This window comes from Rhizobium leucaenae USDA 9039, from assembly GCF_000426285.1.
Lineage (GTDB): Bacteria > Pseudomonadota > Alphaproteobacteria > Rhizobiales > Rhizobiaceae > Rhizobium > Rhizobium leucaenae.
In genome coordinates this window covers 1-12954 of the sequence record NZ_AUFB01000060.1, presented here as the reverse complement: position 1 = coordinate 12954, position 12954 = coordinate 1, and the positions used below count along the sequence as shown (strand labels likewise).

Genomic DNA, 12954 nt, shown 5'->3' with positions numbered 1-12954 from the left:
TCAAGGCCTATGTCGAGCAACAACTCGTCCCGACGCTGCGACCAGGCGACATCGTCATCATGGACAATCTGGGTAGCCACAAATCCGCGCAGATACGCCAGTTGATCAAGGCCGCCGGTGCAAGGCTCTGGTTTCTGCCGCCTTATTCACCTGACCTCAATCCAATCGAGCAGGCCTTCGCCAAGATCAAGCATTGGATGCGAAAAGCGCAAAAGCGCACCGTCGACGACACCTGGCGATATCTCGGCTCACTCGTCCAGACAATCGATCCAGACGAGTGCACCAACTATCTTGTCAATGCCGGATACGCTTCAAACAAAACATGAAATGCTCTAGAGCGCCGAGCGTTCATTTAAACGGTAAGGTCGCTCTAGTTTTTGAATCTGGAGCATCTTGTCCGCTTGCAGGTGGTGCCACCTGCAAGCGGGATGGTCCAGTCGCTATCTCGCGGCATTCGGAAAACGGAGCTGCCAGCGGCGGCCATCGCTGGTCATTTCCACGATGCCGAGAGGCTCGATGTCGATGCTCCAGAACGCCGGAGGCGGTGCCTGCAGCACGTGGAGAATGGCGGCGCGAATGACCGTCGCATGCGTAACGACGACGATGTGACCGCCATCGCCGATGTGGCTCTTCATCCAAGCGCCGACGCGGACAAATACGGCGGACAAGGATTCGCCGCCATGCGGCGCTGCATCGAAGTCCAACATCCATTGCGACAGCGCTTCCGGATCGGTCTCATGGAGCTCGGTGATCGGCCTGCCTTGCCAACGCCCGTAGTCGCATTCTCGAAAGGACGGCTCCGCCATGACGTCGAGCCCCAAAGCCGCGGCCGTCTGGCGGGCCCGCAGCGCCGGGCTCGTCCACGCTTGATCGGCCGTTCCGAATCTGGAGGTCAGCTGAATTCGCTCGAGCGCTTTTGCCTCCAGCGGCTCGTCGTCGGGGAAGCGTCCCTCACGATTGGCCCGCGTCGGCCCGTGACAAATCCAGCTCAGACGCCCTTTCATAAAGCGCGATAACTCCATCTTTGTCGCGATTTCGCATCGCGATGGCGTTTGATTGACAACTATCTTTGCAGCCAGATATAAACTTAGTCATACGGGTGTGGAAGCCGGTGAAATGCCGGCGCGGTCGCGCCACTGTAATCGAAGGGCGGATACCGCCCCTAGAGAGCCAGACCCTTCCCGTAAAAACTCCCCTTCCGCAAATGGAACGCGCTATTCAAAAAGGGAATACAATGTCTGACACCACCTTCGCACCGACCGCAATCCCGACGCCGATCCCGCTTGGGGAAATCCTGCCCTGGGCGATCTTCGCCGGTCTTCTCCTCATGCTGGCGATCTATTTTATCGGCGCCGAAGAAGGCGCGACGGCGCTATTTTCCGGATCCAATGTGCACGAATTCGTGCATGACGGGCGCCATCTGCTCGGATTCCCCTGCCACTAAGGGGTAACGCCCATGGTTGGACGTCTTTTGCTCCGCGGCATGCTGGTCGGAGTGTTTGCTGGCATTCTGATATTTGCCTTCGCTCATACGTTCGGCGAGCCACTCGTCGATCGGGCGATCGCATTTGAAGAGCAAGCTGCCCAGGCCGCAGGCGAAATGCCGGAACCGGAAATCGTCAGCCGCGCCACGCAGGCCGGCCTCGGTCTCTTCACCGGCATCATGGTCTATGCAACGGCAGTCGGTGGGCTCTTTGCCCTGGTCTTTGCCTATGTCTACGGTCGGGTCAGCCCCTTTGGCGCCCGCGGCACGGCCGCGTTGCTGGCGATCGCCGCCTTCATCGCCATCTCCCTGGTTCCCGATATCAAATATCCGGCCAATCCACCGGCAGTGGGCAATGCGGACACCATCGGCGCCAGGACCGAGCTGTTCTTCATCATGATCGTCGCATCCGTCGTCGGTATGATCGTCGCTGTTGGCTTCGGTCGCCGGCTGGCGGCACGGTATGGGTCCTGGAACGGCGCGATCCTTGCCGGCATCGGCTATATCGTTTTCATCGCGCTGATCCAGTATCTGTTGCCGTCGATCAACGAGGTGCCGGAGCAGTTTTCCGCAGTCGTACTCTGGCGGTTCCGGATCGCTTCGCTCGGCATGCATGCGATCCTATGGACAACGCTTGGCCTTGCTTTCGGGGCATGGGCCGAACGTGACCTGCCGCAGGTTCGTCATGGCCGCACGACCATGCGCCGGGCGTGAAATGGCAAGCCTGACACTTCCCACGCATGTCTTCATGCGTGGGATGCCCCTGCTAAAACCAGCGGTTCTGTTTTCGGTCCTTTGTCTGATTTGCGCACTGAGCCTGCCGATGGACGCGAGGCGCATGCCGGCGGATCGCCCGGAAGTCAGGCGGGCATTCCAATACCAAGCCTGAGCCATGGCGAGATGGCCGTGATCGCTCCTTATTACGGGCGTATCGTTGCGCTTGCCTCATCGGCATCTGACACCGACGAGTCCTTCCGTCGCGTGTTGAACTTCGCGCAGATTCAGCGTGCCTATTGCCTTTGGGGCATCATGCCGGGAAGCGTCGGAGATGAGGACAGCCCTTTTAACGAATGCTCACATGCCTATCTCGCCGCTGCCAAGATGGCGCTGCTGCAGATGCGCACGATGAAGGACGAAAGGGCGTCCGCCGGCGATCTCGTTTCCGAAATCGACGGCGTGCTTGTACGCAACAACCTGTCGCTTATTCTCTGCCGTTTCAGCGGCGAGGACTTCAACACGGCTGACCTTATTCGGCCACAGCTCGCCGGCATCTTTCTGCACGGCAAAAGTCTGGCAGCAGTGATGCTGGCCCTGTTGACGGCAGTGGCCGCGCTGTGGTGCACCGCGCGGCTCCTGCGGACGAAACCGGCCGGGGCCGGTTAGACGACATCCGCCGTCATCGGACGGCGGTGTCCCGCTTTACCAATCTCGCGGTCGGCCTCGCCAGCCACCATCCCATCCGTCACGATAATAGGGGCGATGGCCATACCAGCCCCAACGCGGCGGTGGCGGCCTGTAATATCCCCAGCCATAGCCGCGCGGCGGCCCATAGCGGTTCGGTCGGCATACGCCCCGAGGCGTCAAATGCCAGCCACGCCCGCAGGCATAGTCGACATTGACGACAGGTGCTTTGGCCACGGTGCCAACAGCGGCGATAGGCATCGCTTCTACCGAAGATACCGCCATGCTGCCAAGTACGGCAGCGACGGCAATCACGGACAATCTCATTGTGATGGTCCTCCATTCAAGTCCCTTACATGCGGATTTAAACCCCCATCATCTGAACGCCGGGTGAACCAAAAAAGGCATTTTCGCGGCAAATTCAGGATGTTGAACGTGAAGTTGAGATGGTCAATTCATGCGCTGCCGCCTAGCGTGAGACCGCATTTGCCGCGAGCGAGAGCCGATGCAACCATAACCCGAGTGAGTGTCTCTTTATGCGTCATGAGAGCTTCATCAACCACGCTTAAATGAAAAACCTTATTTTGCCATAGGGGAGTTTGAGATGGTCGTCGTCGTTTCAAGCAATACAGAGGGTGGCAATCACCCTATTCATGGGGCAGGCGGTTCCGCCAAGTGGTTTCTGCCGCTCTTCGGCCTGGTCGTGCTCGGCGGTCTTGTTTATGTCGGCTATGCCCTCGGCAGCGATCTTGCCAATGCCGCCGCGGTTTCCTTGGATCCTGCTCGGATTGGCGCTTTTGATCGCGCTCGGCTTCGAATTCGTAAACGGCTTCCACGATACGGCGAATGCGGTCGCGACCGTCATCTACACCCGCTCGCTGCCGGCCGAGTTTGCGGTTATCTGGTCGGGCTTCTTCAATTTCCTCGGCGTCTTGACGTCGTCCGGCGCTGTCGCTTTCGGCATCCTGGCGCTGCTGCCTGTGGAACTGATCCTGCAGGTTGGTTCGGGCTCGGGCCTTGCCATGGTCTTCGCGCTGTTGACGGCTGCCATCATATGGAATCTCGGCACCTGGTATCTGGGCCTGCCGGCTTCGAGCTCGCATACGCTCGTTGGTTCCATCATCGGCGTCGGCCTCGCCAACCAGTTCCTCGCGCCTGCCGGTTCCGCCACAAGCGGTGTCGACTGGTCGCAGGCAAGCAATGTCGGCCTGTCGCTGCTGCTGTCGCCGATCATCGGTTTCTGCCTCGCCGCGGTGTTGTTGCTGGTTGCCAAAGTTCTGATCCGCAACAAGGACCTCTATGAAGCGCCGAAGGGCAATGCGCCGCCGCCGCTCTGGATTCGCGGTCTGCTGATCTTCACCTGCACCGGCGTCAGCTTTGCCCACGGCTCGAATGACGGCCAGAAGGGCATGGGTCTGATCATGCTCATCCTGATCGGCCTCGTACCGACCGCTTTCGCGCTGAACCGGACGCCCGATATGAATTACCTCGATGCCTACAAGACAGCCTCGGCGCAGGTCGAGACGGTCCTCGGCAAATATGTGAAGCCGGGCGTCGCCACGCCCGCCGATGCAAAGGCCGCCGTCAGCAATGCGGTGAAGAGCAAGACCTGGACGGACGAAACCACGCCGGCCCTGCAGACCTATATCCACGCCACCAGCGCCGAAATCGCCGCTTATCCGAGCGTCGAAAAGTTGCCGAACGGCCTCGTCGGCAACGTTCGTAACGACATCTATCTTATCGGTGAATCGCTGAAGCTGATCGACAAGCAGAAGCTTTTGCCGATGAGCCCGGATGATCTGAAGGCCGTGACCAACTACCATGCCGCTGTCGATCATGCGACGAAGTTCATCCCGCTCTGGGTGAAGGTTGCGGTCGCGCTGGCGCTCGGCCTCGGTACCATGGTCGGCTGGAAGCGCATCGTGGTCACCGTCGGCGAAAAGATCGGCAAGACCCACCTGACCTACGGCCAGGGCGCCGCTGCCGAAGTCGTCGCCATGCTGACGATCGGCGCAGCCGACCATCTTGGCCTGCCGGTTTCGACAACGCACGTCCTGTCTTCCGGCGTCGCCGGCACCATGGCGGCGAACGGTTCGGGCCTGCAATGGTCGACCGTGCGCAACATGCTGATGGCCTGGATCCTGACGCTGCCGGCCTCGATCGCGCTTGCCTTCGTGCTCTTCATCTTGCTTCGCCAAGTCTTCTAACCGGCGTCACGAGTTATCGAGCCGGCCATCGTTTAGCCGGCAAAATATCATCCAGCGATAATGGCGCCCTCCTCGGGGGCGCCATTATTCTTGCGGCTTGTTGCCGTTGGCGCCGAGGCCGGAGAGCTTGGCAAGTTCCGAACGGCGGTTCGCATAATTCTGTGCGACCATCGGATAGTTGGGAGCAAGGCCCCATTTCGCACGATATTCCTCGGGCGTCATGCCGTAGTGAACACGCAGGTGTCGCTTAAGCGTCTTGAAGCGTTTTCCGTCCTCGAGGCAGATGATGTAGTCGTTCGTCACCGACTTCTTGAGGTCGACGGCCGGAACCGGTCTGGCTTGCTCCAGCGGAGATGCGGATTTATTCAAAACCCGCAGCGCCTCGTGCACATCCGCAATCAGCTTCGGAAGGCTGCCGACAAGAATGGGATTGTGGCTGACATAGGCCGAAACAATCTTCACACAGCCTTCAAACAGAACATGCATTTGCGGCTGAGGCAGGTCTTTTCTGTTGCTGAAAGCGTCCATCATCGTTTCCCGGATCTCGTGTGGTCTGGCATGGGCCGCCTCGCGCGATTGCTTTGTGTACAAACCCATTCGTGAATCTTGCATTGGCTTCAAACTCCACAGGTTTTGGTTTGCGGCATCCTCGGCATCCCTTGTTGAGGACGCCTGCTCATTGTGGGTCTTTCTTCACGGGCTCGGCATGACCAACCGCATCTGCAAAGTGCTCTGCGGGATCCGCAAAGTAGGTTGCCAGCTTGGTACACAGAGTGATGAGAGGAATGCCGAGCATGAAGGCGGCATAGGTTGGATTGCCGTTGCAGTGACGCACGGTCTGAAGGATGAGCTTGCGCTCGACATCCTCCATGGTCTGGCCGACGAGAACGCCGACGGCGGTGTTCACGGTATGTGGCGCAAGGTTTTCGTCGCTGCCGGAGAGATGTGCGACGATTTCATCGATCAGCCGCTCTTCGCTCGCCGTCGCAAGCACAATGCCGGCGTTGCGGTCGAGTTCACAAAAGACGTAGAGGCCGTTTTCGGCATCGATCGTGACCCGTCCTGTGGCATCTCCCGACGTGTTGTGGATGACGATATGCGGCTCGTCCCCGCCGACGAGAGCAAACGGCAACCCGCTGTCGATATAGGAGGCGCCGGGAAATAGGCGCTGCAACTCTTCGAACAGCAGATTGAGCCGCGCTTGCGCCTGCACGTCGTGTGCGGCCGAAAAATCGGAATTGCGAGGGAAGGAAGGATGTTTGATCATGCCATCACCTCCGCGATCCAAGCGGAGAGGAAGGCAGGAAAGCCGCACCTCCCGCCGATGGGCTCCAAACCATAAGTTCGTTTCGCCAAGCAGCTTCGCGGGACAGGAGGTGGAATATTCATCCGACCTCCCGCAGACCGAATTTGCCCTTTGTCTGTGGAAGCTGCTGAAGCGTCACCGGCTTGGACAGAAGGAAACCTTGCACATGCGTCGCGCCACTCGCGCGTGCCGCCTCCAATTGCGTCTCGGTTTCGATTCCCTCGACAATCACCATGGAAGCAAGACAAGATGCAAAACCGACCAGATGATACAGGCTGTCGCCGCCGTTGTGACCCGGCCTGATATCGCGGACAAAAGCCGCGTCGATTTTGATGATATCGGCCGAAACCTGCAGCATGTGCGCGGGAGTCGCAAAGCCGGTACCGAAATCATCGATGGCGATGCGGCAACCGAGTGCCCGTATCATTTTCAACCGTTCGATGGCGGCGCCGACGGGCGGATAGGTCTCAGTGATTTCAACGACAAGCCGGGACGCGAGTTCGGGCTGCTGGCTGATTCGGTTAAAAATATCGGCAAATCGATCCGGCGCCGATAAGGTGGCTGCGGATAAATTGCAGCCGAGCGTCAGTGCCGGCTCCGCCGTCGAGGCCGCCAAAATCATGTCCAGCATACGAAAATCGAGGTCGAAGCGACCGACCAATTGCTCCAACTGCGGCACGAAGGCGCCTGCGGTGTGAACGATGCCTTCGGCGTCCGTTACGCGCGCGAGGCACTCGGCATAAAGAATCTCTTCGATGTTTTTGGCGTCATGGATCGGCTGTACGACAAAGCTTAGGCCGCCCTTGGCGATCGCTTTTAAAATCAGGGCGTTATGCGCCCTTTCAATCCGGCCTCGTTTACCGCTCATCAAGCCTCCGATGGCTGCAAGATGGGCAGCGAAAAGAAAAGCCGACATCAGAAAATAACGCAAACGAGTTGGGAGCATGGGATTTCTGGTGCCCAGAAGCTGCCTTTTCCATCTGCGCGACTTCCTCTAACTCAAGTAACTAGAGTTTCCCTTCCGCAAGCAGAATATGTCGCGTCAAGGCGACAGCATACTTAGAATCAATATATTCCTAATATGTAAACTACTATCATCAAACATTCAATTGATAGGAGTTTTTTGAGTTACTAATTCAATTACTGCCCAAACGAGTGACAACAATCTTCGGCCGCAAGCCACGGGATCGCTATATTGAGGGATGCGTCCGGCATGCAAGTTCTTCGGGCGGTCACATCAAAGCCCTGACCCGACTCACCGCTGCGGTTCGCTTTCATCGGACTGCGGCCACCAGTTCGCTTGCCTTGCCGCGCTCAGGGCATGATCGAGCAGCGGGAGATCTGCATGCCATAGCCGCTCCCATTCGAGGCTCATGACGCCGTCATAGCGGTCGGCGGCCAATGCGGAGAGCAGCGCCGGCATTGGAAACTCGCCAGCGGCAGGAAGCGTGTAGGTATATGGCAGTTTCCCACCGGCCTTCGAGATGCTGTCCTTCACATGAAGATGCCTGACGTTGTGGCGTACTTGCTTCCAGGTCTCGGCAGGATCTTGCCCGCCTTTGCGCCAGGTATGATGCGTGTCCCAGAGCAGGGCACAATCGGGTGCCGCTTCCAGAAAACGGCCGAGTGCCTGCGGGTGCACCAGAAAGTCGTGCGTCTCCACCATGATGTCCGAGGCAAAACCTTCACGGCGGGCGATCTCGCGCCACCATTCAAGCGTCGTCAGCGCCTCGGAAAGTTCGCCTGCTTCGCCGGTGCTGCCGCCATCGAAAATGCGCAGCGTCTTTATGCCGGCCGCCTCGGCCCACGGAAGATAGCGCAGGAACTCTTCTTTCGCTTGCGGCGTAGCGCCGACGAGACGCAGCGAGGTATTGAGCGCGCAAACGGCTACGGCGGAACGCTCAAGGGCATGGACGAGGCCGGCAGGCGTACCGAACCGCTCTGCAAAATAGGCCGGCAGATCGATCATACCGCCGAGCGCGCGAATTTCGATCGCATTGAGGCCGTGGCGCGCCGCCAGAGCAAGGGCCTCGTCCAATTCCAGCTCGGCGCAGCCCAGTGTCGAAAATGCCAGCGACATTCTTGGGGCTTTGACATCAATGGCGCTGACCATCGCCTTCTCCGCTTGGTTGCAGGATTGGATATGTGACGTTCGCCAACGCGATGTTCTCTCGAAGAGCTCGAACCAAGCGCGACGCTAGTAACTAAATAGATAATTGTGGAGCATCCTTCGGGCGTCAAGAGCTTGGCGATGGCTCCCGCGAAAGAGCTCGGGCATCCTTTCAGATGCGCCGATCCACGGCGCCCATAATTTTTATCAGAGGCAGGGAACATTCCTTTGGAATGTTGGTTTCTCGTCCGTGATCGAGGGCGCGAGAATTCCCACAAAAATGTTGGCGTCCGCCGGCACGACATTCGTCGAGATATTTCCGAAAAATAATCATTGATGTGGAGGAGACCATAATGCCGACTGACCAGGCACATGAGTGGATCAAAAGGCGTGCATATTCTCTGTGGGAAGAAGCAGGCCGTCCCTACGGCCGCGATCAGGAACATTGGAATCAGGCTGCTGCCGAACGGGAAGATCTCGAACGAACACGAGCCTCTGTGGACGGCGAGGAAATCCTTATCAAATTCAGGAAAAAAGAGCCTGGTCTCGGAAAAAGCGCCGGACTTCAACCACTCTCCAAATTGACGGGCACGCGATAAGGATTGGGAATTTCGGAGAGAACAGCCAGACGGGCTCCGGAAGCCCTCCGAGCATGCCGGTGGCTCCTGTCAGTGCAGCTTTCGCTACCCACCTCGCCGCTTATGGCAGTGCGCTTGATAAATGCTAGCTGCCGAAGATCGTCCGCATCGCCTTCAGGAAGGCGCGCGCACTTCGCTCCTGTGCTTTTGTGGAGATGGGCAGATGGCGGATGTGATCGGCACGGGCGGAGAGTCGTGTGGCAATCTCCTCCGCGATAGCCGGCCGCGCGTCGAGGAGGGGCGCGAAGCTCTGCTGATCGATTTCGTAGACGGTAACGCGGGTGTGCGCCTGCAGCGTGCAAACTTCTCCCATGCCCGCAAGCAAACCGCTCTCGCCGAAGAAATCCCCGGGCGAAAGCCGTCGCTGCTCCTGCTCGCCATAACGCATTGCAACAATGCCGGCGCGAATGATCATCATCGAGGCGAGCATCTGTCCCTGCTGAACGATGATATCATTCTTCTGATATTCGCGGATCGCGCATGATCGGGCCAGGAGCTCCCTTTCGGACCTCGTCAATCCAAGGAAAATGGGAATCGCCTCAATGAGCGCAAGCGGCGTTATCTCGGGCGGCCTGGCGCGCTCCTCCGTCGGCGGTTCGTTCATAAGCGCGATGGCCGATGGCGGCATCGCCAACAGCAGTCCGGCAGATTTGCAATGGCGATAGAACAGATCCATCATTTCATTTCGGGCTTTCGTCCGCAGCGACGGGTTCTTTACCCAGAACTGCAGTTCAAGTTCCAGGGCGACGGCATCCAGGTTTTTCAACGCGACTTGCGGCGGCGGCTCCCTGACGATCGAGTTACAGCCGGCCAAAACCGACTGCATGACCTCCTCGACGATGGAGGGCATCCGGGTGGGTGCGACTCGCACCGTCATTTTAAGGAGATGCGTTTCATCGGGCTGGCTGATATTCGTCAGTCCGAGTTTGGCAAGCACGCTATTAGGCAGAGCGACGACATTGTTTGCGCCGGTCAGAATCTGTGTCGACCGCCAGGTGCTGGCAATGACACGGCCCTCAGTCCCGTCAGCAAGCAGAATCCAGTCACCCAAAGAATAGCTGCGCCCGAGCGTGAGAGCGATGCCCGAAAAGACATCTCCCAGGGTGTTTTGGAGTGCCAAGCCAAGGACAATGGCAATCACGCCCGACGTGGCGACCAGCGTTCCGATCGGAACGCCAAACACGAAGGCCAGCGCCGACAAGGTAACGCAAAGATATACTAGCCCAACGACGATATCCTGCAGAAGATGGGCCTCACGTGGGTTGCCTTCGAGAACCAGATAGATGCGTACGAAGCCAATGATCGCCCATGCGAGATGAAGCCACCACAGCAACTTCGCCATGATGACGATAAAAGCATGGGCATTCTCAAGCCCGTAGCCCTGAAACTGGCGGGGCGAGATGTCGCTATAAATAAGGACGGCCGTCATCGCGGTGAAGAAGGCGATCTCTACGATCAGCCGCAGGTTCACCCGCCAACGCGGGATCAAATGCCATACGACTATTCCAGCCAACTCGAGAATGATCAGCCAGGCAAGGGAAGCCGTCGCGAGTCCGTCAAGATAGGCCTGCATGATGATCATCTCTTGGCGCGTGGAGAAGCCTGGTTCCGGCGGGTCAGGTGCCCGCGGTCAAATGCGAAGGACGGCCTCGATCCAACGGTCCTGGAATGCGACAGCGGCAAACCTCGCCGTTGATCGACATCGAGACCGTTCAGCCGATCTTACGCCGCCATCGGCTACCGGTAGCCCATTCCCCCTATGTAATCCGCCAGCATGTGCTCCTGCAGCTCTTCTTGCTCGAAGAGCACCTTCATCGCATCGCGGATATCGAGAACGCCAAGCGGCTTCGAATCGGCGCCGAGCACCGGCATGTTTTGAAGACGCTGCGCCACCATGGTCTTCCAGACGGCGAGGAGCTCATCATTGGGGTCGCAAGAGACGATATTCCGGCTCATGAGCGTCACCACCGAGGTGTTCGGTTCTCGATCCGTAAGGTGGCGGATAAGGTCGGACTTGCTGAGCACACCGGTTGCTTTCCCATTCTCGCCGCTGACGACGGCCAATCCTATCCCAGGATTGGAAAGCGAAAGGGCGGCGGTTTGCAGCGTGGCATCGATATCGATTACCATCAGGCGAGCCGATGTCATTGTATATAGGCGTTCGATAAGCATCATGGCCTCCTGACAGAGCCCTGTGGCTGACAGCCGGGGCAAAAATTGTTTCGTTCGCGCCGTCGGATAGCGAATTCAGCACCTGCGTCTTTCTCTGCAGGCTGCTGTATGTGCAAGCTCCGGAGATCGCAGGGCTTCGGATCGGTGCCGTCGAAAGAAAGTTCGGAACTTCGATACAGCCCCGATAACGAAGAACTCGATCGAAGTGGCGCCGTCTCGTGGCGCCACTTCGAGATGGCGGCAAGTGTCGGGAGGGTGGGGCCTCTTGCCGCAAGATGGTCGAACTCATTTCTCGGAGGTCATCAGCTTGGCCTCGCTCGTGTCGACAACGAACACGGCAAGCAGGTTGACGCTAACCAAGCCTCGGACTCCGATCGTCAGTTCTTGCGAGCAGACTGGCTGAACCAAGCGTCGAAGTGGACGGCGCCCAGACGCGGGTTGTCTCCTTCCCCGGGGACGAGCGAGCGGTCATCCAGCTCCGTGCCGAAATAGAGGGCATGAGGGTCCGCAACGACCTTGCGCGGATCGTTGCTCGCTTTCAGGAACCGCGCGACAATGTCGGTGAAGCGCCCGCGTTCGGGCCCGGCGATATAAATGATGCCGTTCACCGGCGGGGTCAGTGCCACGTCCGCCATGACATCGGCGACGTCGTCAGACGCGATCGGCTGGAAATTGACGGCTGGCAGATGCACGGTGCCATCGACCGTTGCCGACTGAGCGATGCCGCCCAAGAACTCGAAGAATTGCGTGGAGTGAACGATGGTATAGGGGATGCCAGAGTTCCTGATCAGATTCTCCTGAGCCATCTTGGCGCGCAAATAGCCGCTCTTCGGCAGACGCTCGGTCCCTACGACCGAGAGCGCGATGTGGTGCTTGACGCCCGCGGACGCTTCCGCGGCAAGCAGGTTTCGGCCGGACTTTTCGAAAAATTCCAGAACAGCCTTGTCTTCGAAAGAGGGCGAATTCGCCAGGTCAAGGACGACCTGGGCTCCGGCAACAGCCTCAGCCAGACCTTCGCCGGTGATGGTATTCACGCCCGTATTCGGGGAGGCGGCGATCACGTCGTGACCCTTCTTGCGCAGCCGTTCCGCCGTCTTTGAACCGATGAGGCCTGTGCCGCCAATAATGAGGATTTTCATGTGCAGTCTCCCGATTTGCGAAATTGCGTTGGTCTTGCAGTGGACCTAACCAATGCCAGGGAGAATGCGCCAGACCGGCGCGCCAGCCTATCGAACGGAAGCACTGACCATATGATGCCAAAGTGTAGGTTGGCTATATCGGGCGATGAGCAATCCTGATCGAAACGAGTTCGGCTTCGCGGTTGTCGGCATTGGTTGGGTTTGCCATGCGGGCAGATAACCGACGAGCGTCCTCACGCTCATGGGTTGACTGCAAGCATGTTTACGCCCGGCCAATCTTGCAGATCTGACGGGCCCACGCTTGCTATGCCGGCCGTGGCCCGGTAACCCAAAAAGCCCGCGAGAGGCGGGCTGTGGTCCAAGAAGGGGAAAGTTGGGCGGACCAGGATTTGCGCGTGCGGCCTTATGTTATGGTGGGCAGGACGCTGAGCTACGATTGCGAGCGAAGCTGGCAGTCTTCGGGCCAGCGATAAGATCTCGGGGATGATGTGATGAGGG

14 protein-coding genes and 1 pseudogene are annotated in these 12954 nt (G+C 58.6%); 6 read left to right on the top strand and 9 right to left on the bottom strand.

Going from position 1 to position 12954, the window contains the following annotated elements:
- On the top strand, positions 1-326 hold a 326-nt coding region (locus tag K290_RS0132355), incomplete at its 5' end, for an IS630 family transposase (protein ID WP_028755325.1).
- Between the two features lie 114 nt (positions 327-440).
- On the opposite strand, the gene K290_RS0132350 is transcribed toward K290_RS0132355, so the two are convergent.
- Positions 441-1004 (bottom strand): histidine phosphatase family protein, encoded by a 564-nt coding sequence (locus K290_RS0132350; RefSeq protein WP_028755324.1) that lies wholly within the window; start codon positions 1002-1004, stop codon positions 441-443.
- 230 nt (positions 1005-1234) lie between these two features.
- On the opposite strand from K290_RS0132350, the gene K290_RS0132345 reads away from it, so the two are divergent.
- The 3 genes from K290_RS0132345 to K290_RS35640 all read left to right on the top strand — a co-directional run bounded on the left by K290_RS0132345 (position 1235) and on the right by K290_RS35640 (position 2866).
- Positions 1235-1444 (top strand): CbtB domain-containing protein, encoded by a 210-nt coding sequence (locus K290_RS0132345; RefSeq protein ID WP_028755323.1) that lies wholly within the window; start codon positions 1235-1237, stop codon positions 1442-1444.
- A gap of 12 nt (positions 1445-1456) precedes the next feature.
- Positions 1457-2197: a CbtA family protein gene (locus K290_RS0132340; protein WP_028755322.1), complete on the top strand. Its 741-nt coding sequence runs from the start codon at positions 1457-1459 to the stop codon at positions 2195-2197.
- 186 nt (positions 2198-2383) lie between these two features.
- Complete coding sequence (locus K290_RS35640) at positions 2384-2866, top strand: hypothetical protein (protein WP_342428049.1); 483 nt, start codon at positions 2384-2386, stop codon at positions 2864-2866.
- A gap of 36 nt (positions 2867-2902) precedes the next feature.
- Here K290_RS35640 and K290_RS36965 read toward each other — a convergent pair whose 3' ends face one another.
- The gene (locus K290_RS36965) at positions 2903-3211 is read right to left on the bottom strand and encodes a GCG_CRPN prefix-to-repeats domain-containing protein (protein ID WP_081670484.1); all 309 of its coding nucleotides are present in this window, start codon (positions 3209-3211) and stop codon (positions 2903-2905) included.
- 277 nt (positions 3212-3488) lie between these two features.
- Here K290_RS36965 and K290_RS35635 point away from each other — a divergent pair.
- Positions 3489-5091: pseudogene (locus tag K290_RS35635) on the top strand (inorganic phosphate transporter).
- Positions 5092-5175: 84 nt separating this feature from the next.
- Here K290_RS35635 and K290_RS0132320 read toward each other — a convergent pair.
- The 4 genes from K290_RS0132320 to K290_RS0132305 form a co-directional block, all read right to left on the bottom strand.
- Positions 5176-5619, bottom strand: coding sequence for a Ros/MucR family transcriptional regulator (locus tag K290_RS0132320; RefSeq protein ID WP_037136810.1), 444 nt, complete (start codon positions 5617-5619; stop codon positions 5176-5178).
- 148 nt (positions 5620-5767) lie between these two features.
- Entirely contained in the window at positions 5768-6358 is a 591-nt protein-coding gene (locus tag K290_RS35630) for a helix-turn-helix domain-containing protein (RefSeq protein WP_202595648.1), read from the bottom strand.
- Positions 6359-6476: 118 nt separating this feature from the next.
- Positions 6477-7265 (bottom strand): EAL domain-containing protein, encoded by a 789-nt coding sequence (locus K290_RS35625; protein ID WP_037136812.1) that lies wholly within the window; start codon positions 7263-7265, stop codon positions 6477-6479.
- A gap of 387 nt (positions 7266-7652) precedes the next feature.
- Entirely contained in the window at positions 7653-8510 is an 858-nt protein-coding gene (locus tag K290_RS0132305; protein WP_245276720.1) for a sugar phosphate isomerase/epimerase family protein, read from the bottom strand.
- 350 nt (positions 8511-8860) lie between these two features.
- On the opposite strand from K290_RS0132305, the gene K290_RS0132300 reads away from it, so the two are divergent.
- A complete protein-coding gene (locus K290_RS0132300; protein ID WP_037136808.1) occupies positions 8861-9106 on the top strand; it encodes a DUF2934 domain-containing protein in 246 nt (81 codons plus the stop codon).
- Positions 9107-9230: 124 nt separating this feature from the next.
- Here the strand turns inward: K290_RS0132300 and K290_RS0132295 are convergent, their stop codons facing one another.
- The 3 genes from K290_RS0132295 to K290_RS0132285 form a co-directional block, all read right to left on the bottom strand.
- On the bottom strand, positions 9231-10718 hold the full coding sequence (locus tag K290_RS0132295) for a cyclic nucleotide-binding domain-containing protein (protein WP_051264278.1): 1488 nt from the start codon (positions 10716-10718) through the stop codon (positions 9231-9233).
- A 164-nt stretch (positions 10719-10882) separates the two neighbouring features.
- Positions 10883-11317 carry a CBS domain-containing protein gene (locus K290_RS0132290; protein WP_028755317.1) on the bottom strand — a complete coding sequence of 145 codons (435 nt, stop codon included), beginning with the start codon at positions 11315-11317 and terminating at the stop codon, positions 10883-10885.
- Between the two features lie 377 nt (positions 11318-11694).
- Positions 11695-12456, bottom strand: a complete 762-nt coding sequence (locus tag K290_RS0132285) for an SDR family oxidoreductase (protein ID WP_028755316.1) — start codon at positions 12454-12456, stop codon at positions 11695-11697.
- Positions 12457-12954: the final 498 nt, after the last annotated feature.

Coding starts and splice junctions, on each gene's coding strand:
- K290_RS0132295 (WP_051264278.1), bottom strand. CDS start 10,718: ATGCAGGCCTATCTTGACGGACTCGCGACGGCTTCCCTTGCCTGGCTG.
- K290_RS0132290 (WP_028755317.1), bottom strand. CDS start 11,317: ATGCTTATCGAACGCCTATATACAATGACATCGGCTCGCCTGATGGTA.
- K290_RS35625 (WP_037136812.1), bottom strand. CDS start 7,265: ATGAGCGGTAAACGAGGCCGGATTGAAAGGGCGCATAACGCCCTGATT.
- K290_RS0132305 (WP_245276720.1), bottom strand. CDS start 8,510: ATGGTCAGCGCCATTGATGTCAAAGCCCCAAGAATGTCGCTGGCATTT.
- K290_RS35640 (WP_342428049.1), top strand. CDS start 2,384: ATGGCCGTGATCGCTCCTTATTACGGGCGTATCGTTGCGCTTGCCTCA.
- K290_RS0132300 (WP_037136808.1), top strand. CDS start 8,861: ATGCCGACTGACCAGGCACATGAGTGGATCAAAAGGCGTGCATATTCT.
- K290_RS0132345 (WP_028755323.1), top strand. CDS start 1,235: ATGTCTGACACCACCTTCGCACCGACCGCAATCCCGACGCCGATCCCG.
- K290_RS0132350 (WP_028755324.1), bottom strand. CDS start 1,004: ATGAAAGGGCGTCTGAGCTGGATTTGTCACGGGCCGACGCGGGCCAAT.
- K290_RS0132320 (WP_037136810.1), bottom strand. CDS start 5,619: ATGGACGCTTTCAGCAACAGAAAAGACCTGCCTCAGCCGCAAATGCAT.
- K290_RS36965 (WP_081670484.1), bottom strand. CDS start 3,211: ATGAGATTGTCCGTGATTGCCGTCGCTGCCGTACTTGGCAGCATGGCG.
- K290_RS0132340 (WP_028755322.1), top strand. CDS start 1,457: ATGGTTGGACGTCTTTTGCTCCGCGGCATGCTGGTCGGAGTGTTTGCT.
- K290_RS0132285 (WP_028755316.1), bottom strand. CDS start 12,456: ATGAAAATCCTCATTATTGGCGGCACAGGCCTCATCGGTTCAAAGACG.
- K290_RS35630 (WP_202595648.1), bottom strand. CDS start 6,358: ATGATCAAACATCCTTCCTTCCCTCGCAATTCCGATTTTTCGGCCGCA.